Origin of the sequence: Streptomyces sp. NPDC085481 (genome assembly GCF_044541845.1) — a bacterium.
Lineage (GTDB): Bacteria > Actinomycetota > Actinomycetes > Streptomycetales > Streptomycetaceae > Streptomyces.
The window spans coordinates 727,339-753,066 of the sequence record NZ_JBITTJ010000001.1 but is presented as its reverse complement, the minus strand read 5'-3'; the positions used below and the strand labels follow the sequence as shown (position 1 = coordinate 753,066).

Sequence of the window (25,728 nt, the reverse complement as noted above, 5' to 3'; positions counted from 1 at the left end):
GGAGGGGAGGGGTGTGCGCTCCGTACGATCCGGTGGTGATCACTGAGCCTGCCGTCCTCCGGGACGCCGTCCGCAACAACGCCGCCTGGTGCGACACCATGTGCCGCGCCCACGGCCTCCCCGGCGCCTTCGGCCCGCGCGCCTGGACCAGCCCGCGCCGCACCCCGCTCTACTACCCGGACGCCGTCACCCTGACCGGGGACGCCGGGACACCGGACGTCCTGGACGGCATCGACCGCGCCGCCCCCGGCGCCTCCGTGAAGGACAGCCACGCCCGCCTCGACCTGGCCGCCGAGGGCTTCCGGCTGCTGTTCGAGGCCGAGTGGATCCACCGCCCCGCGGGCCTCGCCGTCCCGTCGGCCCCCGGCGACTGGCGCCCCGTCCGCACCCCCGACGCCCTCGCCGCCTGGGCCCTCGCCTGGAGCGGCGGTGACACCGAGGACGCCGCGCTCTTCCGCCCCGAGCTCCTCGCCGACCCGGCGACCACGATCGCCGCGGGGTACGACTCCGAGGGACGGATCCTCGGCGGCGCCGTCCTCAGCGACAGCGGCGCCGTCACCGGCGTGTCCAACCTCTTCGCCGCCGACGGCACGGACCCGGCCGATGCCTGGGCCGGCTGCCTCGCCCTCGTCGCCCCCGAACGCCACGCCGTCGGCTACGAGTCGGGCGACGACCTGCCGCCCGCCCTGGAGACCGGGTTCACGACGGTCGGCGGACTGCGGGTCTGGCTCGACGCCTGACACCGCGGGTCCGGCTCGAGCCTGACGGCGCGGGTCCGGCCCGGCGTCACGACACCGCGGGTCCGGCTCAGCGTCACGACACACCGCGGGTCCGGCTCGGCGCCCGGCGGCCTGACAGCCGTCCGCGCCGTGCGGTGAGCCCGCGGAAACCCGGCCGTGAGCCCGCCGAAACCCGACCGTGCGCCGGCGGAGAACAGTCGTGACGCCGGCGCAACGGGCCGGCAATACGCCCCGGCAAGGATCGGTCCATGACGACGCAGGAGCCGGAGACCACGTTCGACACCAGCGCAGCCGGCCTGCTCGGCCGCATCGGCAGCCGGGCCGGCGACCGGCTCGGGCGGATCCGGCCGTACGGGCCCCGCACCGCCGGGCGCGAGGCGGCGTCCCCCACCCTGATAGCCGTCGGCCACGGCAGCCGCGACCCCCGGGCCGCCGCCACCCTCCGGCTCCTCCTCGACCGGGTGCGCGAGCTGCGGCCCGGACTCGACGTGCGGCTCGCCCACATCGAGATCGACGCGCCACTGCTCACCGACACCCTGGCCGGACTGTCTGGCGACGCCGTCCTCGTACCGCTGCTCTTCGCCCGCGGCCACCACGTCAAGCACGACCTGCCCGCCGCGGCCGCCGCCGCACCCGGCATACGGGCCCGGATCGCCGCCCCGCTCGGCCCGCACCCGCTCCTCGTCGAGGCCCTCGCCGACCGGCTCGCCGAAGCCGGCTGGACGGCCGAGGACGGCGCCTCCCCCTCCACCGGCGTGGTCCTCGCCTCGGCCGGCTCCCGCGACCCCCAGTCCGGCGCCGACACCCGCCGCCTCGCCGCCCTGCTCGGCGAACGGCTCGGGGGAGTGCCCGTCGTCGCCGCCTACGCCTCCGCCGCCGCGCCCACAGTCCCCGAGGCGATCCGCGCCCTCGCCGCCCGCGGCCGGCACCGGATCGCCGTCGCCTCCTGCTTCACCGCCCCCGGCCTCTTCGCCACCCGCAGCGCCGCCCACGCCCCCTGGATCGCCGCCACCCCGCTCGGCGCCCACCCGGCCCTCGCCCGCCTCGTCCTGCACCGCTACGACCAGGCCCGCACCCGCACTCCCCAGCGAGAACTCGCCGCCATCTGACCTCTTCTGTCCGTCCCGCCCGTTACCTTCGGTGCATGGAAGGCATCGCAGACCTCAACGGCACCGACACCCCCGGCTACGACGCCGCCGCCACCGAACGCTGGGCCGCCGAGCCCGACAAACGCCCGGGCCGCACCGCCTTCCAGCGCGACCGGGCCCGCGTCCTGCACTCCGCCGCGCTGCGCAGACTCGCCGGCAAGACCCAGGTCGTCACCCCCGGCTCGCTCACCCACGCCTGGGACGCCAGCCCCCGCACCCGGCTCACCCACTCCCTCGAATGCGCCCAGGTCGGCCGCGAGCTCGGCGCCGCGCTCGGCTGCGACCCCGACCTCGTCGAGGCGGCCTGCCTCGCCCACGACATGGGCCACCCGCCCTTCGGGCACAACGGGGAGCAGGCCCTCAACGACTTCGCCAAGGACTGCGGCGGCTTCGAGGGCAACGCCCAGTCGCTGCGCCTGCTCACCCGTATCGAACCCAAACGGTTCATCGCCGACCCCGTCACCGGCGAGCCCCTCAGCGTCGGCCTCAACCTCACCCGCGCCGTACTCGACGCCGCCACCAAGTACCCCTGGACCCGCGGCGCCCACCCCACCGACCCCGGCTCGAACAAGTTCGGCGTCTACGAGGACGACCTGCCCGTCTTCGCCTGGGTCCGGGCCGGCGCGCCCGCCCACCGCAAGTGCTTCGAGGCCCAGGTCATGGACTGGTCCGACGACGTGGCCTACTCCGTGCACGACTTCGAGGACGGCCTGCACGCCGGGCACCTCGACCCCAACATGCTGCTCGCCGAGCCCGAGCGCACCGAGATCTGGGCCGTCGCCCGCGGCCGCTACGTCCCCGAGGACACCGACCCGCAGGAGCTCGCCGACGCCCTCGACCGGCTCGTCGACCAGGACTGGTGGCCGCACGGCTACGACGGATCCGCCGTCGCCCAGGCCCGCCTCAAGGACGCCACCAGCCAGCTCATCGGCCGCTTCTGCCTCGCCGCCGAGGGCGCCACCCGCCAGGCCTGGGGTTCCGGTCGCCTCACCCGCTACGAGGCCGAGCTCGTCGTCCCCCGCGAGACCCGCAACGAATGCGCCGTCCTCAAGGCCGTCGCCGACCGGTACGTGATGCAGCGCGCCGAACAGGAGGCGCTCCGCGCCGACCAGCGCATCGTCATCGCCGAACTCGCCGAGGCGCTCACCGCCCGCGCCCCCGAAGGGCTCGACCCGCAGTTCCGCGCCCTGTTCGCCGCCGCGTCCGACGACCGTTCCCGCAAACGGGTGATCGTCGACCAGATCGCCTCCTTCACCGACGCCTCCGCCCGCAGCCTCCACGCCCGCCTGCGCACCCCCCGGCACTGACGGGATGTACGCCCTCTTTCGCCGTCACCGCCGGTGCGGGACCCTCGCATGCACGCCCCGGCGAGGCAGGGCCCGGGCCGGGCTCGGGGGCGTAGCGTAGAGAACCGGTCGCAACGAGGAGGAATCAACGTGGTCGACGCAGATCAGACCTTTGTCATCGTCGGCGGGGGCCTGGCCGGGGCCAAGGCGGCGGAGACCCTGCGCTCCGAGGGGTTCAACGGGCGGGTGATCCTCATCGGCGACGAACGCGAACACCCCTACGAGCGCCCGCCCCTCTCCAAGGGCTACCTCCTCGGCAAGGAGGAACGCGACTCCGTCTTCGTCCACGAGCCCGCCTGGTACGCCCGGCACGACGTCGAGCTCCACCTCGGCCAGCCCGTCACCGCCATCGACCGCGAGGCCCGCACGGTCCGCCTCGGCGACGGCACCGTCATCCGCTACGACAAGCTCCTCCTCGCCACCGGAGCCGAGCCGCGCCGCCTCGACATCCCCGGCACCGACCTCGCCGGCGTCCACCACCTGCGCCGGCTCGCCCACTCCGAGCGGCTCCGCGACGAGCTCAAGGCCCTCGGCCGCGACAACGGCCACCTGGTGATCGCCGGCGCCGGCTGGATCGGCCTCGAGGTCGCCGCCGCGGCCCGTACCTACGGCGCCGAGGTCACCGTCGTCGAATACGCGCCCAGCCCCCTCCACCAGGTCCTCGGCCCCGAACTCGGCCAGCTCTTCGCCGACGTGCACACCGAGCACGGCGTCCGCTTCCACTTCGGCGTCAAGCTCACCGAGATCGCCGGCCAGGACGGCATGGTCCTCGCCGCCCGCACCGACGACGGCGAGGAGTACCCCGCCCACGCCGTCCTCGTCGCCATCGGCGCGGCCCCCCGCACCGCCCTCGCCGAGAACGCCGGCCTCGCCCTCGTCGACCGCGCCGACGGCGGCGGCGTCGCCGTCGACGAGTCGCTGCGCACCTCCGACCCCGACGTCTACGCCGCCGGCGACATCGCCGCCGCCCACCACCCGCTGCTGCACCGGCGCATCCGCGTCGAGCACTGGGCCAACGCCCTGAACGGCGGCCCGGCCGCCGCCCGCGCCATGCTGGGCAAGCACGTCTCGTACGACCGCGTCCCGTACTTCTTCTCCGACCAGTACGACCTCGGCATGGAGTACTCGGGCTGGGCGCCGCCCGGCTCGTACGACCAGGTCGTGCTGCGCGGGGACGCCGGGAAGCGCGAGTTCATCGCCTTCTGGCTCAAGGACCGCAAGGTGCTCGCGGGCATGAACGTGAATGTGTGGGACGTCACAGACGCCATCCAGAACCTGATCCGCTCCCGTGCCCAGGTGGACACGGAGGCCCTCGCCGACCCCTCCGTCCCGCTGGAGAGCCTGGCACCGTGAGTCGGCCCCGCGGGCCGCAGCTCCCGAGGGGGACGACCCCCGGACCCCCGTAGAATCATTGCGTGGCAGGCAGGATCAACGATGACGACGTGAAGGCGGTACGGGACGCGGTCCCGATCGACGCCGTCGTTTCCGAATACCTCCAGCTGCGCAACGCGGGCGGCGGGAACCTCAAGGGGCTCTGCCCCTTCCACGACGAGAAGTCGCCCTCCTTCCAGGTCAGCCCGAGCAAGGGACTCTTCCACTGCTTCGGCTGCCAGGAGGGCGGCGACACCATCGCCTTCGTGATGAAGATCGACCACCTCTCCTTCTCGGAGACGGTCGAACGCCTCGCCGCCAAGGCGGGCATCACCCTGCGCTACGAAGAAGGCGGCTACAACCCCGGCCACCAGCGCGGCGAACGCACCCGCCTCGTCGAGGCCCACCAGATCGCCGCCCGCTACTACGCCGACCAACTCGGCTCCGCCGAGGCCGAGATCGGCCGGAAGTTCCTCGCCGAGCGCGGCTTCGACCAGGCCGCCGCCGAGCACTTCGGCGTCGGCTACTCCCCGGCCGGCTGGGACCACCTCACCCGCTTCCTGCGCGGCAAGGGCTTCACCGACCGCGAGCTGCTCCTGTCCGGCCTCTCCCAGGACGGCCGCCGCGGCCCCATCGACCGCTTCCGCGGCCGCCTCATGTGGCCGATCAAGGACGTCGGCGGCGACGTCGTCGGCTTCGGCGCCCGCAAGCTGCGCGACGACGACAACGGCCCCAAGTACCTCAACACGCCCGAGACGCCGATCTACAAGAAGTCCCAGGTGCTCTACGGCATCGACCTGGCCAAGAAGGACATCGCCAAGGTCAGCCGCGCCGTCGTCGTCGAGGGCTACACCGACGTCATGGCCTGCCACCTCGCCGGCGTCACCACCGCCATCGCCACCTGCGGCACCGCATTCGGCGGCGACCACATCAAGATCCTGCGCCGGCTCCTGATGGACAACGGCTCGGCCCGCGTGATCTTCACCTTCGACGGCGACGCCGCCGGCCAGAAGGCCGCCCTGCGCGCCTTCGAGGACGACCAGAAGTTCGCCGCCGAGACCTACATCGCCATCGCCCCCGACGGCATGGACCCCTGCGAGCTCCGCCTCGCCAAGGGCGACGAGGCCGTCGCCGACCTCGTCCAGCCGCGCACCCCGCTCTTCGAGTTCGCGCTGCGCCAGATCGTCGCCCGCTACGACCTGGAGATCCCCTCCGGCCGCGCCGCCGCCCTCGACGAGGCCGCGCCGATCGTCGCCCGGATCAAGAACGTCGCCTCGCAGCACGAGGTCGCCGTCCAGCTCGCCGGCATGCTCGGCATCCTCGACACCCAGTTCGTCGTCCGCCGGGTCGCCCAGATCGCCCGCTGGCAGCGCGGCGGCGGCAAGGGCCCCGCCCAGGAGGCCCCGCGGCAGCGCCGCGACATGAACGGCATCCAGGCGCCCACCACCCCCGCCGGGCCCGCTCTCAACCTGCGCAGCCCCGCCCACCGCACCGAGCGCGAGCTCCTCAAGCTCGCCCTCCAGCGCCCCGAACTGGTCTCCCCGGCCTTCGACGCGTACGGGACCGACGAGTTCACCGCCCCGCCCTACGCGGCCGTCCGCCAGTGCGTCCAGGACGCGGGCGGCGCCACCGACGCCCCCTCCGACTACCTGGACGCGGTCCGCGAGGCCGCACCCGACGACACCGTCCGCGCCCTCGTCACCGAACTCGCCGTCGAGGCCATCTTCGCCAAGACCGTCGACGAGGCCTACGCGGGCGACCAGCTCGTCACCGTCCGGCTGCGCGCCGTCGACCGCCGCATCCGCGACGTCCAGGGCACCCTCGCCCGCCTCGGCGCCCACGGCGACCCGGCCCAGGTGGCGGCCGTGCAGAACGAGCTGTGGGTGCTCACCCAGTACGGGCAGTCGCTGCGCAACCACGGCGCCGCGGCGCTCTGACGGCGCCCCGGCATACGGTCGGTCACGTACCGGACTCAAAAAGTCACCGCACGCCCCTCGTGGCGGCGATGTGTCGTACCCCACACTGGGTGACGGTGCCGTCCCGCTGCCCGTAACGCCCCCGAACCGGCAGCGATCACCCACCCTGGAGGTCGCCCCCCGTGCAGACCCAGACCGTACCCGTGTCCCAGGAACCCCCGCCGGTGGAGTCCGGGTTGCCGGACCTCCCCGAGGTGCCGGCCCAGCGCCGCCGCCCCGACCCGGGCGGCAACGGCCCGTCCTCCGACCTGTTCCGGCAGTACCTGCGCGAGATAGGCCGGGTCCCGCTGCTCACCGCGGAGGAGGAGGTCGAACTCGCCCGCCGGGTCGAGGCCGGACTCTTCGCCGAGGAGAAACTCGCCAACGCCCCCGACCTGGACTCGCAGTTGGCGCTCGACCTGGACCGGCTCGTGGTCCTCGGCCGGATCGCCAAACGCAGGCTCATCGAGGCCAATCTGCGCCTGGTCGTCTCCGTCGCCAAGCGGTACGTCGGCCGCGGCCTGACCATGCTGGACCTGGTCCAGGAGGGCAACCTCGGCCTCATCAGAGCCGTGGAGAAGTTCGACTACGCGCGCGGCTACAAGTTCTCGACGTACGCGACCTGGTGGATCCGCCAGGCGATGTCCCGGGCCCTCGCCGACCAGGCCCGGACCATCCGCGTCCCCGTGCACGTCGTCGAACTCATCAACCGGGTGATCCGGGTCCAGCGCCGGATGCTCCAGGAACGCGGCTACGAACCCACCGCCGACGAGGTCGCCGCCCAGCTGGACCTCGCCCCCGAACGGGTCGGCGAGGTCCTCCGCCTCGCCCAGGAACCCGTCTCCCTGCACGCCCCCGTCGGCGAGGAGGAGGACGTCGCCCTCGGCGACCTCATCGAGGACGGCGACGCCGCCTCCCCCGTAGAGTCCGCCGCCTTCCTGCTGCTGCGCGAACACCTGGAGGCCGTGCTCTCCACCCTCGGCGAACGCGAACGCAAGGTCGTCCAGCTGCGCTACGGCCTCGACGACGGCAGGCCCCGCACCCTGGAGGAGATCGGACAGCTCTTCGGCGTGACACGCGAACGCATCCGCCAGATCGAGTCCAAGACCCTCAACAAGCTGCGGGACCACGCCTACGCCGACCAGCTGCGCGGCTACCTCGACTGAGCCGGCCCCATCGGCCTCAGAGCAGGCCCAGCCGAAGCCGAACCCGAACCGGCTCAGTCGACCTCGGCCACCGCCTGCGCGAACTGGGCCGCGTAGAGCCGAGCGTACGCGCCGCCCGAGGCCAGCAGCTCCTCGTGCGTGCCCTGTTCGACGATCGAGCCGTTCTCCATCACCAGGATCACGTCCGCGTCCCGGATGGTGGAGAGCCGGTGCGCGATGACGAAACTCGTCCGGCCGTGGGCCAGACGGGCCATCGCCTTCTGGATCAGCACCTCGGTACGGGTGTCGACCGAGCTGGTCGCCTCGTCGAGGACCAGGATCACCGGGTCGGACAGGAACGCCCGCGCGATGGTGATCAGCTGCTTCTCGCCGGCGCTGACGCCGGCGCCCTCGTCGTCGATGACCGTGTCGTAGCCCTCGGGCAGGGTGCGGATGAACCGGTCCGCGTGCGCGGCCCGCGCCGCCTCCTCGATCTCCGCCCGGCTCACCTCGCGCGTGGCGCCGTACGCGATGTTCTCGGCGATGGTGCCGCCGAAGAGCCAGGTGTCCTGGAGGACCATGCCGATACCGGCGCGCAGCTCCTCCCGCGACATCCTCGCCACGTCGACGCCGTCGAGGGTGATCCGGCCGCCGGTCACCTCGTAGAACCGCATCAGCAGGTTCACGAGGGTGGTCTTCCCGGCGCCCGTCGGGCCCACGATCGCGACCGTCTGGCCCGGCTCGACCGCGAGCGACAGGTCCTCGATCAGCGGCTTGTCCGCCTCGTAACGGAAGGCCACCTGCTCCAGGGCCACCTTGCCCTTGAAGTCGACGGGCTTCTCGCTCACCGGCGCGTCCGGCTCCTGCTCCCCGGCGTCGAGCAGCTCGAAGATCCGCTCGGCCGAGGCGACGCCCGACTGCACCAGGTTCGCCATCGAGGCGACCTGCGTCAGCGGCATCGAGAACTGCCGGGAGTACTGGATGAAGGCCTGCACGTCACCGATGGACAGGCTGCCGCTCGCCACCCGCAGACCGCCGACCACGGCCACCAGGACGTAGTTCAGGTTCGAGACGAAGAACATGACCGGCTGCATGACGCCGCTGTTGAACTGGGCCTTGAACCCGGCGTCGTACAGCGCCTCGTTCTGCTCGTGGAAGTCCTTCGCGGACTCCTCCTGCCGGCCGAAGACCTTCACCAGGGTGTGACCGCTGTACATCTCCTCCACATGGGCGTTGAGCTTGCCCGTGGACTTCCACTGCTGCACGAAGTGCGGCTGCGAGCGCTTGCCGATCCGCGTCGCCACGACCACCGAAAGCGGCACCGTGACCAGTGCCACCAGGGCGAGCAGCGGCGAGATCCAGAACATCATCGCGAGCACGCCGACGATCGTGAGCAGCGAGTTGATCAGCTGGCCCATCGACTGCTGGAGGGTCTGCGAGATGTTGTCGATGTCGTTGGTCGCACGGGACAGCACCTCGCCGCGCTTGGCCTTGTCGAAGTACGACAGGGGAAGCCGCGCCAGCTTCGCCTGGACGTCCTCGCGCATCCGGTAGACCGTCCGGTTGATCACCTTGATCGACATCCGGGTGGAGACCAGCATCAGCAGGCCCGCGAGCACGTACACGGCGAGCGCGAGGCCGAGGACCTCGCCGACCGCCGAGAAGTCGATGCCCTGCCCCGGGGTGAAGTCCACCCCGGCCAGCATGTCCGCCATCCCGCCGTCGCCCCGGGCGCGCAGCCCCGCGAGCACCTGCTCCTTCGTGCCGCCCTCGGACTGCCGTCCGATCACCCCCGCGAAGACCAGGTCGGTCGCCCGGCCGAGGATCTTCGGCCCGACCACCGAGGCCGCCACCGACAGCACACCGGCGACCAGCATCAGCCACAGCGCGCCGCGCTCCGGCGCCAGCTGCCTCAGCAGCCGCTTGCCCGAGCCCTTGAAGTCCATCGACTTCGAGTCGGGGCCGCCGCCGGCCATCATTCGTCCGCCAGGACCGGCCATCAGGCTGCCTCCGCCTCGGTCAGCTGGGAGAGCACGATCTCCCGGTACGTCTCGTTCTCCGCCATCAGCTCGTGGTGCCGCCCGGTGCCCACGACCCGGCCCTCGTCGAGGACCACGATCCGGTCGGCGTCCCGAATGGTCGACACCCGCTGGGCGACGATGACCACCGTCGAGTCGGCCGTCTCCTCGGAGAGCGCGGCCCGCAGCAGCGCGTCCGTCTCGTAGTCGAGCGCGGAGAACGAGTCGTCGAAGAGATAGATCTCCGGTCGCTGCACCAGCGTGCGGGCGATCGCGAGCCGCTGCCGCTGACCGCCGGAGACGTTGGTGCCGCCCTGCGCGATCGGCGCGTTGAGCCCGCCCTCGAGCTTCGCGACGAAGTCCTTGGCCTGCGCCACCTCGAGCGCGTGCCACAGCTCCTCGTCGGTCGCGTCCGGCTTCCCGTACCGCAGGTTGGTCGCGACCGTCCCGGAGAACAGGTACGGCTTCTGCGGGACGAGCCCGACCGTCCGCGCCATCAGCTCCGGGTCGACCGTGCGGACGTCCACGCCGTCCACCAGCACCTCGCCGCCCGTCACGTCGAACAGCCGCGGCACGAGCCCCAGCAGGGTCGACTTGCCGCTGCCCGTCGAGCCGATGATCGCGGTGGTCTCGCCCGGCCGGGCGACCAGCTCGACGTCCCTCAGCACCGACTCCTCGGCGCCCGGGTACCGGAAGTCCGCGCTCCTGACCTCCAGATGACCGCGCCGCCCCAGCGTGCGTACGGGCTCCGCCGGCGGCACCACGCTGGACTCCGTCGCCAGGACCTCCTCGATGCGCTCGGCGCACACCTCGGCCCGCGGCACCATCATGAACATGAAGGTGGCCATCATCACGGCCATCACGATCTGCATCAGATACGCGAGGAACGCGGTCAGCGCACCGATCTCCATGGCCCCGCTGTCGATGCGGTGCGCGCCGAACCAGACGACGGCGATCGACGACACGTTCACCACCGTCATCACGGTCGGGAACATCAGCGCCATCAGCCGGCCGGTGGCCATCGACACGTCGGTCAGCTCGGTGTTCGACCCCTTGAACCGCTCGCGCTCGTAACCGTCCTTCACGAAGGCCCGGATGACCCGGTTGCCGGTGATCTGCTCGCGCAGCACCCGGTTCACCGTGTCGAGCCGCTCCTGCATGGTCCGGAACAGCGGCCGCATCCTCCGCACGATCAGCGAGACCGCGATGCCGAGCACCGGCACCACCGCGATCAGCACCGCCGACAGCGGCACGTCCAGGCTGAGGGCCATGATGATGCCGCCGACACACATGATCGGCGCGGAGACCATCAGCGTGAACGCCATCAGGACCAGCATCTGGACCTGCTGGACGTCGTTGGTCGTCCGGGTGATCAGCGACGGCGCGCCGAAGTGCCCGACCTCGCGGGCGGAGAAGGACTGCACGCGCCCGAAGACCGCGGCCCGGACGTCCCGCCCGAGGGCGGAGGCGGTCCGCGCCCCGTAGTAGACGGCCCCGATGTTGCAGACGACCTGGATCACGGAGACGCCGATCATCAGCGCGCCGAACCGCAGGATGTAGCCGGTGTCCCCGTTCACGACACCGTTGTCGATGATGTCCGCGTTCAGGGTCGGCAGGTAGAGGGTGGCGCTGGTCTGCAGCAGCTGGAGCAGCACCAGGAGGCCGATGGGTTTTCTGTACGGGCGCAGGAAGGTACGGAGAAGTCTTATGAGCACGGGTTCTACTATCGCCCGCGCTCTGAAGACGTTACGAATGGTTTTGCCGTCGCCGCTCGACCCCTGGTGAAGTCTTTACGAACAGGGCAGCGGGGAGGGCCGAGCGGGCCGGTCCGCCGGGCCCGGCCGGCTCAGACGCTGAACGCGCCCGGGTGGATCTGCTCGCGGGTCGCGGTGTACTGCTGCCGTACGGCCTGCCCGACGGCGAGCTCCTCGCCCGGCTCGAAGACCTGCGCGGCGGCGCCCTGCCAGGCCGGGGGAGCGGCCGGGGACAGCGTGCCCCGGGCGGCCCCGAGCGCCCAGGCGGCCTGCCGGGCCGCGCCGAGCGCCGCGTAGTCGGCCGGCTGGGGGACGACGACCTGGGCGCCGAACAGCGCCGGCGCGATCGCCTGGACGGCCGGCAGGCCGGCGGCCGCGCCGAGCAGGAAGATCCGGCGCACCTCGACACCGCGCCCGCGCAGGACGTCCATGGCGTCGGCGAGCGAGCAGAGCATGCCCTCGAAGGAGGCGCGGGCCAGGTGCTCGGGCTTCATCGACTCGCGGCGCAGCCCGCTGAGGGTGCCGGCGGTGTGCGGCAGGTGCGGGGTGCGCTCGCCCTCCAGGTAGGGGAGCAGCACGAGCCCGGAGGAACCGGGGGTGGACTTCAGGGCGAGCGCCGAGAGCTCCTCGAGGGACTCCGCGCCCAGCATCTCGGCTGTGCCGCGCAGGGCCCGTACCGCGTTGGAGGTGTGGACGACCGGCAGGTGCATGCCGGTGGCGTCGGCGAAGGAGGTGATCATGCCGGCGGGGTCGGTCAGGGCCTCGTGGTGGACGGCCATGACGGAGCCGGAGGCGCCGAGGGAGACGACGGCGTCGCCGGCGCCGAGCCCGAGCCCGAAGGCGGCGGCCATGGTCTCGCCGGTACCGGCGGAGATGAGCAGTCCTTCGGGCGTGGTGCCGGCGGCCTCGGCCGGGCCCAGCACCTCGGGAAGCACGGCCTGATGGCCAAGGGCCAACTCGACGAGATCAGGCCGATAGGCCCCGCTCCGCGCGGACCAGTAGCCGGTGGTGGAGGCGGCGCCGCGGTCGGTGGTGCGCCGGGCGGGCCGGCCGAGCAGCTGCCAGACCAGCCAGTCGTGCGGCTGGAGGACCATGGCGACCCGCTGGGCGTGCTCGGGCTCGCTCCGGGCCAGCCAGCGCAGCTTGGCGATGGGCAGCCCGGCCTGCGGAACGGTGCCGACGGCGTCGGCCCAGGCCTGCCGGCCGCCGAAGGCCTCCACGAGGTCCGCCGCGGCGACCTGGGCCCGCCTGTCGTTGCCGACCATCGCGGGCCGTACGAGACCGCCCTGCGGGTCGAGCGGCACGAGCCCGTGCTGCTGGGCGGAGACGCCGATGGCCTCCACGCCTTCGAGCAGCCCGCCGGTCGCGGCCTCGCCGAGCGAGAGCAGCCAGGCCTGAGGGTCGACGTCGGAGGCCTTGGGGTCGACCGGGTGCGGGGCATGGCCGTGCCGCAGCACGGCGCCCGTGTCCGCGTCGCAGACGACGATCCGCGTGGCGTCAGAAGAGCTGTCGAGTCCGGCGACTATCCCCATGGCACATGATTCTGCCGTACTTCCGGACTTGCCGGGGCCGCGAGCTCAGGTGTTGCTGGTGCCCCAGTCGTCTTCCTCGTACACGGCGAACTGTCCGTCGTGATCCCGCCGCGAACGGATCTTCTGCGCCTGGTCCCCGACGACGTGCAGCGCCTTGCCGGCCGCCTGCCGCCCGGTCTGCGCGGCGGACTCGGCCGCGTTGCGCACGGCGGGGTTCTGGGCCAGGTCCTTGGCGGACTTCTTCATCCGCTCGTACTGCTCACGACCGGCCCGCGTCCCGATGACGTAACCGAGGGCCAGTCCTGCGACGAACATCAGCTTGTACCGCACGGCTGCGATCCTTCCCTGGAGCGCCCTGGGGATACCGATTGGCGGAGCACCCCCCTGCTTGCGCTAATCTATGTCTCGCAGCGAGCGCCCGCCCCCCGGCAAGGCCGGAGGTGGATCCGTTCGTCGCAACGCAGCAATCCCCTGTAGCTCAATTGGCAGAGCAGCCGGCTGTTAACCGGCAGGTTACTGGTTCGAGTCCAGTCGGGGGAGCGCGATCCCCTGTAGCTCAATTGGCAGAGCATTCGGCTGTTAACCGGAGGGTTGCTGGTTCGAGTCCAGCCGGGGGAGCAGAGCGGAAGAGGACCCTTCGGGGTCCTTTTTCGTTTCCCGGGGAACCGTCCGTGAGCTGCGGGAGTCCTCTTGGTTGAGCATGGCCGACCATCCGGAGCAGGAGATCGTATGAGCGGCTATGCTGCGGCAGACGGCGCGCACACTTGTACGCGCCGTGGTGTTCGGGGCGGTAGCTCAGCCGGTTAGAGCAGCGGACTCATAATCCGTCGGCCGTGGGTTCGAGTCCCACCCGCCCCACCACGCCATCGCGGCAGGAGAAACGTTCTGACCAGCAGCTTTGCTGGTCAGGCAGCCCGCCTCCAAGGCGGTGACGGCCTTCGCCGACGCCTTCATCCTCAGTTTGCGTCCCCAATCTGGACAGATCGGGGACGAGCGTTCCGCGACACGCCCAAGTCACCCGGATGGCCTGCGTGCCGGCTCGGCATCCGGCGCCCGCACGGCACTCGCCAGTGCAATGCCCTGCGCTGTCTCTTCACTGGTAGCCCGCAAGTGGTCGTTCATGCTCCGGTTATGCCCCGCCAGCGTGAATTGGGTTGATTCGTGACGGGGGCAGGTTCCTGGCCTGCGCGTTTTGTGTCAGGTCGCTCTTGATCGGCTCCGCCCTACTTCCTATGGTTCGCGAACGGCCAGCCCTTGGCTTGGCGTTCGAACATTTGTATGGGTCTGGGGAGGCCCTGGAGGGGTGGGGGAGCTGTGCCTTCTGGCATGCGACAAAGACTGTGCCGTGCGGTGGGAGCCGCACTGGGCGCAGCCCTGGTGACGGGCGTCAGTCCCGGCATCGCGTTCGGTGCGGGGAACCTGCCGGCGACGGCTCCATCGTCCGTCGCCGGGTCACCGTCCCAGCAGGCGGCGGCATCCGGCGAGCCGGTCGAGGTGGTCGCAGAACGCACCGAGTACACGACGACGATGGCGAACCCGGACGGCACGTTCACTCTGACGCAGTCGACGGCGCCTCAGCGCGCCAAGGGCGCCGACGGCGTATGGCGTGATGTGGATGCGATGCTCGAGCGCGGTGCGGACGGCAGCATCGGACCCAAGTCCGCCGTCGTCGATCTCCGATTCGCGGGCGGTGGCAACGGTGACGCCGCGATCCGTCTCGGCGGCAAGAGGGGTGCGCTCACCTTCGACTGGCCGACCGCCCTGCCGGCGCCGTTCCTCTCGGGCGACACCGCCACGTATCCCGAGGTCTTCGAAGGCGTGGATCTGCGCCTGACAGCGACGGCAGAGGGATTCCGCGAGGTACTCGTCGTCAAGAACGCCGAGGCCGCTGCCAACCCGCAGTTGGAGCAGATCAAGCTCGATGTGCACGCCGACGGCCTGCGAGTCGTGCCGGGCGCCGGCGGCGGTATCAGTGCACTGGACGAGAACGGCAACGCGGTCTTCAAGGGGCCCGCCGGCATGATGTGGGACTCCGCCGGCACGACGCCGATCGGGCCCCAGGCAGCGACTGCCAAGACCACACAGCGGTCGTTCTCCCTGCAATCCGCGGCGCTCGCGGCCGAGGACGAGCTGCCGGCCGACGAGGCGGACGCCCCGTCCAAGGGCGACGCCAGCGAGGCCCTGCCGGTCCAGGTGCAGAACGGCGCGGTCGCGGTCACGCCCGATCTGCACCTGCTCCGCGGTGAGGACACGGTCTACCCGGTCTACATCGACCCGCCGATGGGCCTCGGCTACTCCGAGCGCACGGTGTTGTCCTCCGACGGTGACCGGTTCTGGCAGTTCACCGGTGACTACGGAGTCGGGTACTGCGGCAGCGCGGAGGGCTACACCTGCGGCAACGGCTACACGAACCGTATGTACTACGAGTTCGCCCCCGCCAAGCTCGCGGGCAAGAAGATCCTCGACGCCACCTTCCGTGCGTACGAGACCTGGTCGTTCAACTGCAATCCGTGGACCGTGGACCTCGTACGCACCGACAACATCTCCGAGGCGACTCGGTGGCCGGGTCCTGCGCAGCGGGACTGGCTGGGTGACCGATACGCCTCCTACGGCCGCGGTGACCTGTGCAGCCCGTCGCAGCCGGACTCCTGGGTCGAGTTCAACGACAACCCGGCCGAGCCGAACGAGAACCTGACACCCACGGTGCAGTCTTTCGCGGACGGCAAGATCGCCCGACTGACGCTGATGCTCCGCGCGAACAACGAGAGCGACACCAGGGCCTGGAAGCGGTTCAACCAGAACGCAGAGCTTCAGATCCAGTACGTGCCGAAGCCCGGCGTACCCACCAACGTCGGTGTGATTCCGGGCGACGGGACGATCGCTTACTGCGAAGCGGAGTCCAAGCCCACCATCGTCACCCGGGCCGACCCGATCGCGCAGGCCATGGTGCAGACGCAGGTGACGCCTGCCTCCGGCGAGTACCTGGGCTCGTTGCGCGCCTACATGGCGGTGGAGAAGAAGAACGGGGACGGAACATGGAGCACTTCGTGGTCCACGACGTCACCCTCCACCGGGTACCACGTGGACAACACGCTGGAGAAGGTACGGATGCCGTCCCGAGCGGACGGGGCTCTGTACCGGATGAGGGCGCTCACGCAGTCGCACTGGACGTATGCCGGCGTGACCTCGAGTGCGTCCTCGGCGTACTCGCCATGGTGCTACTTCACAATGGACACGACGCTTCCGAACCCGCCTCAGATCGCTCCGGAGATCGGCAACCCGTACACCTGCGTCGCCTCGGCGACCTGCGAGGGGACGGGTGGCCCCGGTGTCGCGGGCAAGTTCAAGCTGACGCCCAATGCCAAGGACAAGGACATCGAGGGCTATCGCTGGTACCTCCAAGACCCCCGCACGGTCCGTGAGACGGACCCGAACCAGACCGTCTCCCAAACGACCGTGGACGTCGCCCCGAATACGGGGGGCACGCTCGTCCTCGTCGTCGAGGCACGTGATGTGAGGAAGCGGTGGGGTCCCAAGGCCGAGTACTCCTTCAAGGTGGCACTCCCTGCCGGGCCCACCGGTGAATGGAGGTTCTCGGAAGGAGCCGGGGCGACGGCGGCCAACGCCAACCCGGACGGCGCGCGCCAGCCAGTCACGCTGTTCCCGCAGGCCGGCGCCGCAGCGACGTGGTCCGAGCAGGGCCGCCGCGGCGAGAGCGACTTCTCCCTGCGTCTCAACGACGATGTCACGGATCCCGCGAAGCGCTTCGGTTACGCGACGACGCCGATGCCAGTGGACACGGCCAACAGCTTCACCGTGTCGACCTGGGTCATGCTCACCGACGCTTCCACCACCCGGGCGGTGCTCGCATCCCCTGGCGCCTATGGGGCCGGTTTCACCATCTACTACTCCTCCGGCGACAAGAAGTGGGTGATCAACCGGTCCAACCACGATGGGTCCACCGGTGTGGTCGCGATCCGTTCCGTAGCGGACAACCCCAACCCACCCTTGAACGTCTGGACCCACTTGGCCGGCGTGTTCAACGCCGGTTGCATCAAGGCTCCTTGCGACAACGGTTTGCCGGCCGAGGCCGATGACACCCTGCAGTTGTTCGTCAACGGGCGACCCCAGGGTGCCCCGGTCAACCTGAAGGCAGCCTCTGCCACTTACACGCCGTGGACGGTCGTGGGCGACATGCAGATCGGCCGCTCGAAGATCGGCGCCAACTACACCGGCTACCTCATGGGCCGTATCGACGAGACGAAGACCTGGCAGCGTGCGCTGAACGAGGAGGAACTGCGCTGGGAGAGCACCCTGAGGACCGACAACGTGTCAGCCACTGCGTTGGTGGGTCAGTGGAAGATCGACAGTGCGACGCCAGGTTCGGCAGTGATCGGCGAGTCGAGCCCGTACGCGGTGGGTGACCTCCAGGTCAAGAACACCACGGTAGGAGCCGAGGGCGGGGTGGAGCTGGACGGAACATCCTCGTACCTGAGCACGACCGGCCCCGTCATGGACGAGAACACGTCGTTCACGGTCACCGCGCTCGTGAAGCTCGACAGCGCCAAGCTCGCGGGGAAGCCGAGTGGTTACCGTGCCCAGGTCTTCGGCCAGGCCACCCCGAGTGGGGGCGAGTCCTCGTGGTCGCTGTGGGCGGAGAAGCTGCCCTCGGGCGACTACGTGTGGCGGTTCGGCCGCACGGCGGTCGACGGCACGGGCAAGGTCATCGGCTTCGTGACAAGCAATCTCGCGGCGCCCCTGGACGAAGCGGTTCAGCTGACCGCTGTCTTCGACGCGGCTGAACCGGATCCGGACACCGGCGCCTACGGCAGGCTGCATCTCTTCGAGAGCGCGAACGAGCAGGCCGACGACATGTCTCACGCGGCCTTCTCCGCCTACAGCCAGGGAAGCGGTGAACTGGCCGTCGGCCGAGGAGCGGCCGGCGGCGAGACCGGCCACTACCTGCCCGGATCGGTGAGCGAGATCCGGGTCTGGGCGGGTGCGATGTCTGCCGACCAGGTCCAGTGCAAGATCACGTCGCCTGGCGGCTGTCAGGCTTAGCGACCCTCACGTGGGCGGCAGTGGTTCCGCTGCCGCCCACGCATTCCCACCGGCCTCTTGAGCAGGCCACCCATGACGACGCGCCACCCGACGATGAGGCACGCAGCGGTTCGTGCTGCCTCAGCGGTGGCGCCAGAAGAGTGGAAGAGGATGAACAGACACGGATTGCTGCCCACCGGTGGCACGAGATCGAGGAAGCGTGCCCGGACACGGCGGATCGCCGCCGTCGCGGGCTTCATGCTGTTGCCGGAACTACTGACCCCGATCGCAGTGGCCGGAGCGACCGCCCCCTTGGGCCGGCCCGATCTTCCCGCCCATCGAGCGGACAAGGTCGCCCCGCTGACCTGGACGGTCGACAAGAAGACTGCAGCCGAGATGACGAGGGCCACGGCGGAGACGGCCAAGGCCACCGGGCGGGCACGAGCCGACCAGGCGAAGAAGCCGGTCTGGCCGAAGGCCGGCAAGGCCACCCTGACCATGCTGCCCTCCGGTACGGCTTCCGCCACTCCCGGATCCCTCCCCGTCACCCTGTCGCCCTTGCTCAAGGGGGCGCAGGGCGGGAAAGCCACTGCGGCCTCCGGGCCCGTCACAGTGGAGGTACTCGACCGCGGCCGGGCCGCGAAGCTGGGTGTCGACGGACTCGTCATCAAGGTGACCGGCCCGGCGGCCGGCGGGTCGGCTTCCCTCGGCATCGACTACAGTGCCTTCGCCTCGGCGTACGGCGGTGACTGGGCGGGCCGTCTGCAGGCATCCCGCCTGCCGGACTGCGCTCTGAGCTCTCCGGCGTCGGCCGAATGCCGCTCGCTGACGCCGCTCACGTACACCAACGACCGGGACGATCAGCGGCTGACGGCCAAGGTGGACTTCAAGGCGGCCGTCACCGCTCGGCAGGGCGCGTCTGCCCCGGCCTCCGGTCAGACGATGTTGGTGGCCCTCACAGCCGGCGCAGCGTCCGCCCGAGGCGACTATTCGGCGACTCCGCTCTCGGCGTCCTCCTCGTGGGAGGCCGGCGGTTCTTCGGGCTCGTTCACCTGGTCGTACCCGATCAAGACGCCGCCCGCGGCGGCCGGTCCCAGCCCGAGCCTGTCGATCTCGTACGACTCCGGCAGCGTGGACGGGCGTACCGCGTCCTCCAACAACCAGGGCACCACGATCGGCGAGGGCTTCGACCTCACGTCCTCGTACATCGAGCGGAAGTACGGCTCCTGCGACGACGACGGCCAGACCGACAAGTTCGACCAGTGCTGGAAGTACGAGAACGCCTCCCTCGTCCTGAACGGCAAGGCCAGCGAGCTCGTCAAGGACGACACCTCGGGCGTCTGGCGGCTGAAGAACGACGACGCCTCCACCGTCACGCACTCACTCGGCGCCGCCAACGGCGATGAAGGCGATGCTCTCGACACTGGCGAATACTGGACCGTCACCACGGGCGACGGGACGAAGTACGTCTTCGGCCTGAACAAGCTGGCCGGCGCCGGCTCCAACGACCGCACCAACTCGGTCTGGACCGTCCCGGTCTTCGGCGACGACGCCGGAGAGCCGGGATTCACCGCCGGTGACACCATTGCGGAGCGTGCGAAGAAGCAGGCCTGGCGCTGGAACCTCGACTACGTCGAGGACACCCACGGCAACGCCATGTCGTATTGGTACGAGGCAGAGTCCAACAACTACGACCAGCTCGGCGATGACAACACCGGCACGTCGTACACCCGTGGCGGCTACCTCAAGGAGATCCGCTACGGTCAGCGCAAAGGCGAGCTCTTCACCACCACCGACCCCAAGACGCCCACGGCGTCCGACAAGGTCGTCTTCGGGTACGACGAGCGCTGCATCCGCGAGATGGGCTCGGCGTGCAACGAGCTGACCGAGAGCAGCAAGGACGAATGGCCGGACGTCCCGTTCGACCGGATCTGCAAGGGCGGCGAGAAGTGCACGGGCGACGTGAGCCCGTCGTTCTTCACCCGTAAGCGGCTGACGACCATCACCACCTACGCATGGAACGCCGCCGCGTCCACCGCGGCCTTCGAGCCGGTCGACGAGTGGAAGCTGAAGCAGACCTACCTCGACCCCGGTGACACCGGCGACTCCGCCGACCAGTCACTGTGGCTGCAGGAGATCCGCCGTACCGGCAAGCACGGCGCGCCGATCACTCCCGCTCTCGAGCCGGTGACCTTCACCCACGAGTTCCTGTCCAACCGCGTCGACGGCCCCACCGACGACATCCTGCCTTTCTTCAAGCCCCGCCTGAAGACGGTCACTTCGGAGAGCGGCGCGCAGACCATCGTCAGCTACCTCCCCGAAGACTGCGTCGCGGGCCAGACGATGCCGGCGGTCGACAAGAACACCCGCCGCTGCTACCCGGTCTATTGGGCGCCGAACGGCGGAAAGACCCCGATCCTCGACTGGTTCCAGAAGTACCCGGTCCAGGCGGTGTCCACCACCGCCCCGAAAGGCGGCCTGGAGGCGGTCCAGCACACCTACGTCTACGGCTCGAACGGTGGTGCCTGGCACTACAACGAGGACCCGTTCACGAAGGAGAAGGAGCGCACCTGGTCGAACTGGCGCGGCTACGACCAGGTCACCCACCTCACCGGCAAGGAAGGCGGCACCCAGTCCAAGACAGTCACCTACTACATGCGCGGCATGAACGGCGACCGAGTCCTGGACGCCGAGGGCAAACTCGACCCTGACAAGCGGAAGAGCGTTTCCGTCACCGGATACAAGGCGACGGCGCTCTCCGACAAGGACGAGATCGCCGGCTTCACCCGCGAGTCCGTCGTATACAACGGCACGACCCCGGTCACCAGCACGGTGACCACGCCCTGGTCCAGGCGCACGTCCATCCAGCACAAGTCGTACGCGGACACTGAGGCGTACTTCATACGCACCGGTGCCACGACCACGCACACCTACCTCACGTCCGCGGGCACGCCGTCTTGGCGCACCCGCACGGTGAACACCGCTTACGACAACACGTACGGCATGATCTCCACGGTCTCGGACCGTGGCGACGACAGCAAGCTGGGCGACGAGACATGCTCTCGCACGTGGTACGCCCGCAACGACGAGGTCGGCATCAACAGCCTGGTTTCCCGCACGCGAGTCGTGGCGAACGCACGGCCCAACCCCGTCGCTGACCCTTGCACGATCAAGGACGACGTGCTCGATCTGCCGACCGACTCGAGCCAGCCCGGGCAGGTCATCTCCGACTCCGCCACGAGTTACGACACCACCGCCGAATGGTCCGAGACGCAGACGCCCACCGTGGGCGAAATCCGCTGGACCGGCCGCGCCAAGGGCTACAAGAGCGACGACCAGCCCGAGTGGCAGAAGATCACCACCGTCGCTTACGACAGCCTGGGGCGTGTTGTTCAGGCCAACGACACGAATGATCTCCCTACTTCGTCGACGACGTACGAGCCCCCCACGTCAGGCCCGTTGACCTCGACGGTCGTCAAAAACGCGCTGGACCACGGGACCACGACACTGGTCGACTTCGCAACCGGTGTGACGACCAAGGTGACCGATCCGAACAACAAGATCACCGAGAAGGAGTACGACGCTCTCGGGCGCGTCACCAAGGTGTGGCTGCCCAATCAGCCGAGGTCTCTCGGACGCTCCCCGAACTACGTCTACACCTACAGCATCACCAGCACGGCCATGCCCTGGGTGTCCACAGCCAGCATCAAGGGCGACGGCTCCGGCTACAACACCAGCTACGCGCTGTACGACTCCATGCTGCGCCCGCGGCAGGCACAGAGCCCGTCTCCGGGTGGCGGCTCCGTCATTTCGCAGACGCTGTACGACTCACGAGGTCTCACCGTCTCTTCCCAGGCGGACATCTGGGCCAACGGCCGGCAGCCGTCTGGCAACCCGGTCGAGATCGACGGAGGTCAGCCGCCCATTCAGACCGACACCGTCTACGACGGCGCCGGTCGTCCGGTGAAGGCGATCACCAAGACCCGCAACATCGTCCGCTGGACCATCGACACGGCCTACCTCGGCGATACCGTGACGACGTCCGTCCCGGCAGGCGGCCAGGCCACCGCCGTGGTCACGAACTCCCAAGGCCAAGTCACAGAGCGCCGCGAGTACGGTGGGCCGCAGCCGACCGGCAACGACTACACGGTCACGGCCTACACCTACACCCCCGCCGGCAAGCAGGAGACGGTCACTGGTCCGGACAAGGCCGCCTGGTCGTACACCTACGACTTGTTCGGTCGCCAGAAGTCGGCGAGCGACCCGGACAAGGGCATCTCCACCACCGAGTACAACGAGCTCGACCAAGCGGTCGGCAGCACCAATGCCGGCCTGGGTAAGACCCTTGTCAGCGAGTACGACCGGCTCGGGCGCAAGACCGGCCTGTGGGACGGCGTCAAGGACGCCGACCACAAGCTCGCTGCGTGGGGGTTCGACAGCCTTCTGAAGGGCCAGCAGGACACCGCGATTCGATACGACGGCGGATCCGGCACGAAGGGCAAGGCCTACACGCAGAAGGTCACCGCACGCGACAACCTGTACCAGGTCACTGGTAGCAGCATCGTCCTGCCGGCCGACGACCCGCTCGTTGTAGCCGGTGTGCCCAGCACCCTTGCTTTCAGCACCGTCTACGGGCTCGACGGCAGCGTCAAGCAGGCCGGCAACCCCGCGGTCGCCGGCTTGGCTTCTGAGATCGTTTCCTACAAGTACAACTACACAGGCGTCGGACTCCAGACAGAAGCCACTGGGACCACCGGCTACCAACTCGGTGCCACGTACGATCCGCTCGGTGACCTCACTCAGCTCACCCTGGGGACCGACAAGACCAGTTCTGCCAAGAAGGCGTACCTCAAGTACAGCTACGAGGACGGTACGCGTCGCCTCAAGCAGTCCTACGTCACCACCGATGCCCACAACTACGCGCCGCAGGACCTGAGCTTCACCCACGACGACGCGGGCAACGTCACTTCGATCTTCGACAACACCACGCTGGGCGGCACGGCCAAGGCCGACTATCAGTGCTTCGCCTACGACGGCCACCGCCGCCTCAAGGAGGCTTGGACCCCCAAGACCGCCGACTGCCGTGCCACTCCGACAACCGCGAATGTCGACGGGGTTGCTCCCTACTGGACCAGCTACACCTACAACGCAGCCGGCCAGCGTGACACCGAAACCGAGCACGCTGCCAGCGGTGACACCACCACTCAGTACACCTACGGCAACGCGGACGGCAGCCAGCCCCACACCCTGACCAAGACGACCACCGGCTCGCAGGCCAAGAGCTACGTGTTCGACAAGGCGGGTAACACGACGAACCGACCTGGCCCCCAGGCGACCCAAACCCTTACCTGGAACAGCGAAGGCAAGCTCGCGTCCCTCACGGAACCTGCTGCAGGCGGCAAGCCCGAGCAGGGCACCAGCTACCTCTACGACGCCGGCGGCGAACTCCTGATCCGCCGTCCTACCACCAAAGATGGCGAAACTGTCCTCTACCTCGGTGCGAACGAGGTCCGTCTCACGGTCGAGGGCACTACCAAGACGCTGGCCGGAACTCGGTATTACACCGCCGGCGACAAGACCATCGCTCTGCGCACCGCGACGAAGGGCGCTACTGGCACCAAGCTTCACTTTCTCGCCGCGGATCACCACGGCACTACCGGCCTCGTTCTCGAAGCGGGAACTTGGGCCATCACCAGGCGGCACACCGCGCCCTTCGGCGCCCCTCGCGGCACGCCACCTACTACCTGGCCCGACGACAAGGGCTTCCTCGGCAAGCCCACGGATGATGTCACCGGCCTCACCCACATCGGGGCCCGCGAGTACGACCCCGCCACAGGGCAGTTCCTCAGTGTCGACCCCTTGCTGTCGCTTGATCAGCACCAGTCGGTCAACGGGTACAGCTACGCCAATCAGCACCCGGCCACGGCCTCAGACCCCAGCGGACTGAGAGAAACGTGCCGCGCCTACGGCAACTCCTGCTATGGGAGCGGAGAGCTCACGGGCACTGTTCCGCCGGACGTACAGCATCCGTCGCAGGGGGGCAACTACAGCGGTAAGTCCTCCGGTGGCCACCCTGGCGAAGCTGGTGGCACGCACAACAGCGGTAACCAGGGCAGTGGCGGCGGGTCGGACGACGGTGGCAATTGGTTCTCGGACTACACAAGTGCCCTGCTGGACGAACCTGGAAAATTCTTGGGCTCCCTGAAGGACGGCGTCGTTACTGAGCTGTCCAACATCAAGAATTGCGTCACCTGGAATGGAACGTGTGAGGAAGCGCTCGTAGACCTTGTCAACCGAGTCAACCCTGGTGCCGCGATGGCCCAGGGGCTGGTTGGGGAAGGCATCGAGATCTACGGGCAGTTCAGAAACGGCAAGAGTGCCGAGGCATCTGCCAAGATCACCTTCGATGTAATCCTCGCCCTGGCGACGCGCAAGCTGGGTCCGGCAGGTCGTGCGTGCAAGACCAGTAACAGCTTCGCCCCCGGCACCCTGGTTGTGGGGGAGGGCGGCAAGGCGATATCGATCGAGGACCTGAAGATCGGCGACAAGGTCCTTGCCACCGATCCGCAGACAGGGCTGACGGTTGAGAAGGACGTAACCGACGTCATCACCGGAGAGGGGGAGAAGAACCTCGTCAAGGTCACCGTCGACACCGATGGACAGCTTGGAGACGAGGAAGCGACCGTCACGGCTACGGACGGCCACCCCTTCTGGGTTTCCAGTTCGGGGAAGTGGGTCAAGGCAACCGCCCTGACCCCCGGTGTGTGGCTCCGCACCAGCGCCGGTACCCACGTCCAGGTAACTGCGATCAGCCGCTGGACCCAGCGAGCCACCGTCCATAACCTCACCGTCGCAGACATCCACACGTACTATGTGCTGGCAGGCGCCACACCGGTCCTGGTTCACAATTGCGGCGGCGGCACGACTGTCTATCGCGGAGTTCCGGAAGGACATCCGGGGTTCGACGCGGCAGTTGACGGATCAGTTGTTCCTCGTGGAGGCCCGGCTTCGGCGGAAGCGCACCAGCTTGGTAATACTGAAAGCCCTTACACGAGTTGGTCCACAAGTGAAGCCGCGGCTCGTCGTGCGGCCACCCGTGGAGAAACTGGAGTGGGCGTCGTCCTAAAGGCTAGAATTCCGGCCGGGCGTCCACATGTTCACGTGAATGATGAGCCCTGGGCAGACCCTGACCTGAGGGGTGAGTTCGAAGTGCTGATTGAAGGGCCTATGCAAGGCGCCCCGTATCCGGTTTGGAGACAGCAATGACCGTGCAGTCGATCGCCAGGCGAAGGGTTGCGCAGCTCATTGAGCAGGCTGATGTGGGTGGCCCTGCACAGGTTGTCAAACAAATGACGCAGGCGCTCCTCAGTGATCCGGATACCGATATCGAGGTTACGTTTCCTCGTGCAAGCGAGCTGCTGGAAATCTATACGCACAGGTTCGAATCACTGCCAGAGTTTCGGGAATCGCGAATTGGGTGGGATTCCCTGTTCTCTGCTCTGAGACGAACTGAAGGGCGAGTCGGCCTGCTGTCGGTGATTTCCGAACCGTGGCGCGCGATAGTAATTCTGAACGAGTCGGCAGAGTCCGTCCTGGCGTGCCTGATCAGAGTTCCAGGCAATAGTCCGCGATCAGCCGTATAGGCGACCTCGCGACCCAATTCCAGCCCCGTAGAGCTG

At 69.2% G+C, this 25,728-nt stretch carries 12 protein-coding genes, 3 tRNA genes and 1 pseudogene; 12 read left to right on the top strand and 4 right to left on the bottom strand.

The annotated features are described in order from the left end of the window. Positions 1-35 precede the first annotated feature (35 nt). The 6 genes and pseudogenes from ACIGEZ_RS03510 to ACIGEZ_RS03485 form a co-directional block, all read left to right on the top strand. Positions 36-740 (top strand): hypothetical protein, encoded by a 705-nt coding sequence (locus tag ACIGEZ_RS03510; RefSeq protein ID WP_399825111.1) that lies wholly within the window; start codon positions 36-38, stop codon positions 738-740. Between the two features lie 248 nt (positions 741-988). Next, entirely contained in the window at positions 989-1,849 is an 861-nt protein-coding gene (locus tag ACIGEZ_RS03505; protein ID WP_399825110.1) for a sirohydrochlorin chelatase, read from the top strand. A 35-nt stretch (positions 1,850-1,884) separates the two neighbouring features. Continuing rightward, entirely contained in the window at positions 1,885-3,195 is a 1,311-nt protein-coding gene (locus ACIGEZ_RS03500) for a deoxyguanosinetriphosphate triphosphohydrolase (protein WP_399825108.1), read from the top strand. A gap of 129 nt (positions 3,196-3,324) precedes the next feature. After that, entirely contained in the window at positions 3,325-4,587 is a 1,263-nt protein-coding gene (locus ACIGEZ_RS03495; RefSeq protein ID WP_399825106.1) for an NAD(P)/FAD-dependent oxidoreductase, read from the top strand. 62 nt (positions 4,588-4,649) lie between these two features. After that, the gene (gene dnaG, locus ACIGEZ_RS03490) at positions 4,650-6,542 is read left to right on the top strand and encodes a DNA primase (protein WP_399825104.1); all 1,893 of its coding nucleotides are present in this window, start codon (positions 4,650-4,652) and stop codon (positions 6,540-6,542) included. A gap of 140 nt (positions 6,543-6,682) precedes the next feature. After that, positions 6,683-7,726, top strand: a pseudogene (locus ACIGEZ_RS03485) (RNA polymerase sigma factor); the annotation flags it as partial. A gap of 53 nt (positions 7,727-7,779) precedes the next feature. Here ACIGEZ_RS03485 and ACIGEZ_RS03480 read toward each other — a convergent pair. The 4 genes from ACIGEZ_RS03480 to ACIGEZ_RS03465 form a co-directional block, all read right to left on the bottom strand. Next, on the bottom strand, positions 7,780-9,705 hold the full coding sequence (locus tag ACIGEZ_RS03480; RefSeq protein ID WP_399825103.1) for an ABC transporter ATP-binding protein: 1,926 nt from the start codon (positions 9,703-9,705) through the stop codon (positions 7,780-7,782). After that, positions 9,705-11,438 carry an ABC transporter ATP-binding protein gene (locus ACIGEZ_RS03475; RefSeq protein WP_399825102.1) on the bottom strand — a complete coding sequence of 578 codons (1,734 nt, stop codon included), beginning with the start codon at positions 11,436-11,438 and terminating at the stop codon, positions 9,705-9,707. The genes ACIGEZ_RS03480 and ACIGEZ_RS03475 overlap by 1 nt, the downstream gene beginning before the upstream one ends. A gap of 131 nt (positions 11,439-11,569) precedes the next feature. Then, complete coding sequence (locus ACIGEZ_RS03470) at positions 11,570-13,009, bottom strand: FGGY family carbohydrate kinase (protein ID WP_399825101.1); 1,440 nt, start codon at positions 13,007-13,009, stop codon at positions 11,570-11,572. Between the two features lie 45 nt (positions 13,010-13,054). After that, positions 13,055-13,339, bottom strand: a complete 285-nt coding sequence (locus ACIGEZ_RS03465; RefSeq protein WP_399825099.1) for a YtxH domain-containing protein — start codon at positions 13,337-13,339, stop codon at positions 13,055-13,057. Between the two features lie 137 nt (positions 13,340-13,476). On the opposite strand from ACIGEZ_RS03465, the gene ACIGEZ_RS03460 reads away from it, so the two are divergent. The 6 genes from ACIGEZ_RS03460 (at position 13,477) to ACIGEZ_RS03435 (ending at position 25,692) form a co-directional block, all read left to right on the top strand. After that, positions 13,477-13,549: transfer RNA gene (locus ACIGEZ_RS03460), tRNA-Asn, on the top strand. A gap of 5 nt (positions 13,550-13,554) precedes the next feature. Next, a tRNA-Asn gene (locus tag ACIGEZ_RS03455) sits at positions 13,555-13,627 on the top strand. A 166-nt stretch (positions 13,628-13,793) separates the two neighbouring features. Next, positions 13,794-13,870 (top strand) — tRNA-Ile (locus ACIGEZ_RS03450). A 489-nt stretch (positions 13,871-14,359) separates the two neighbouring features. Next, positions 14,360-18,070, top strand: a complete 3,711-nt coding sequence (locus tag ACIGEZ_RS03445; RefSeq protein ID WP_399825097.1) for a LamG-like jellyroll fold domain-containing protein — start codon at positions 14,360-14,362, stop codon at positions 18,068-18,070. Between the two features lie 150 nt (positions 18,071-18,220). Then, entirely contained in the window at positions 18,221-25,315 is a 7,095-nt protein-coding gene (locus ACIGEZ_RS03440) for a polymorphic toxin-type HINT domain-containing protein (protein ID WP_399825096.1), read from the top strand. Further along, positions 25,312-25,692 (top strand): hypothetical protein, encoded by a 381-nt coding sequence (locus ACIGEZ_RS03435; RefSeq protein ID WP_399825094.1) that lies wholly within the window; start codon positions 25,312-25,314, stop codon positions 25,690-25,692. Before ACIGEZ_RS03440 ends, ACIGEZ_RS03435 begins: the two co-directional genes overlap by 4 nt. Positions 25,693-25,728 lie beyond the last annotated feature (36 nt).

Excerpts from the sequence above, each read along its gene's own strand:
- ACIGEZ_RS03435 (WP_399825094.1), top strand. The coding sequence starts at position 25,312 with ATGACCGTGCAGTCGATCGCCAGGCGAAGGGTTGCGCAGCTCATTGAG.
- ACIGEZ_RS03480 (WP_399825103.1), bottom strand. The coding sequence starts at position 9,705 with ATGGCCGGTCCTGGCGGACGAATGATGGCCGGCGGCGGCCCCGACTCG.
- ACIGEZ_RS03500 (WP_399825108.1), top strand. The coding sequence starts at position 1,885 with ATGGAAGGCATCGCAGACCTCAACGGCACCGACACCCCCGGCTACGAC.
- ACIGEZ_RS03505 (WP_399825110.1), top strand. The coding sequence starts at position 989 with ATGACGACGCAGGAGCCGGAGACCACGTTCGACACCAGCGCAGCCGGC.
- ACIGEZ_RS03440 (WP_399825096.1), top strand. The coding sequence starts at position 18,221 with ATGAACAGACACGGATTGCTGCCCACCGGTGGCACGAGATCGAGGAAG.
- ACIGEZ_RS03470 (WP_399825101.1), bottom strand. The coding sequence starts at position 13,009 with ATGGGGATAGTCGCCGGACTCGACAGCTCTTCTGACGCCACGCGGATC.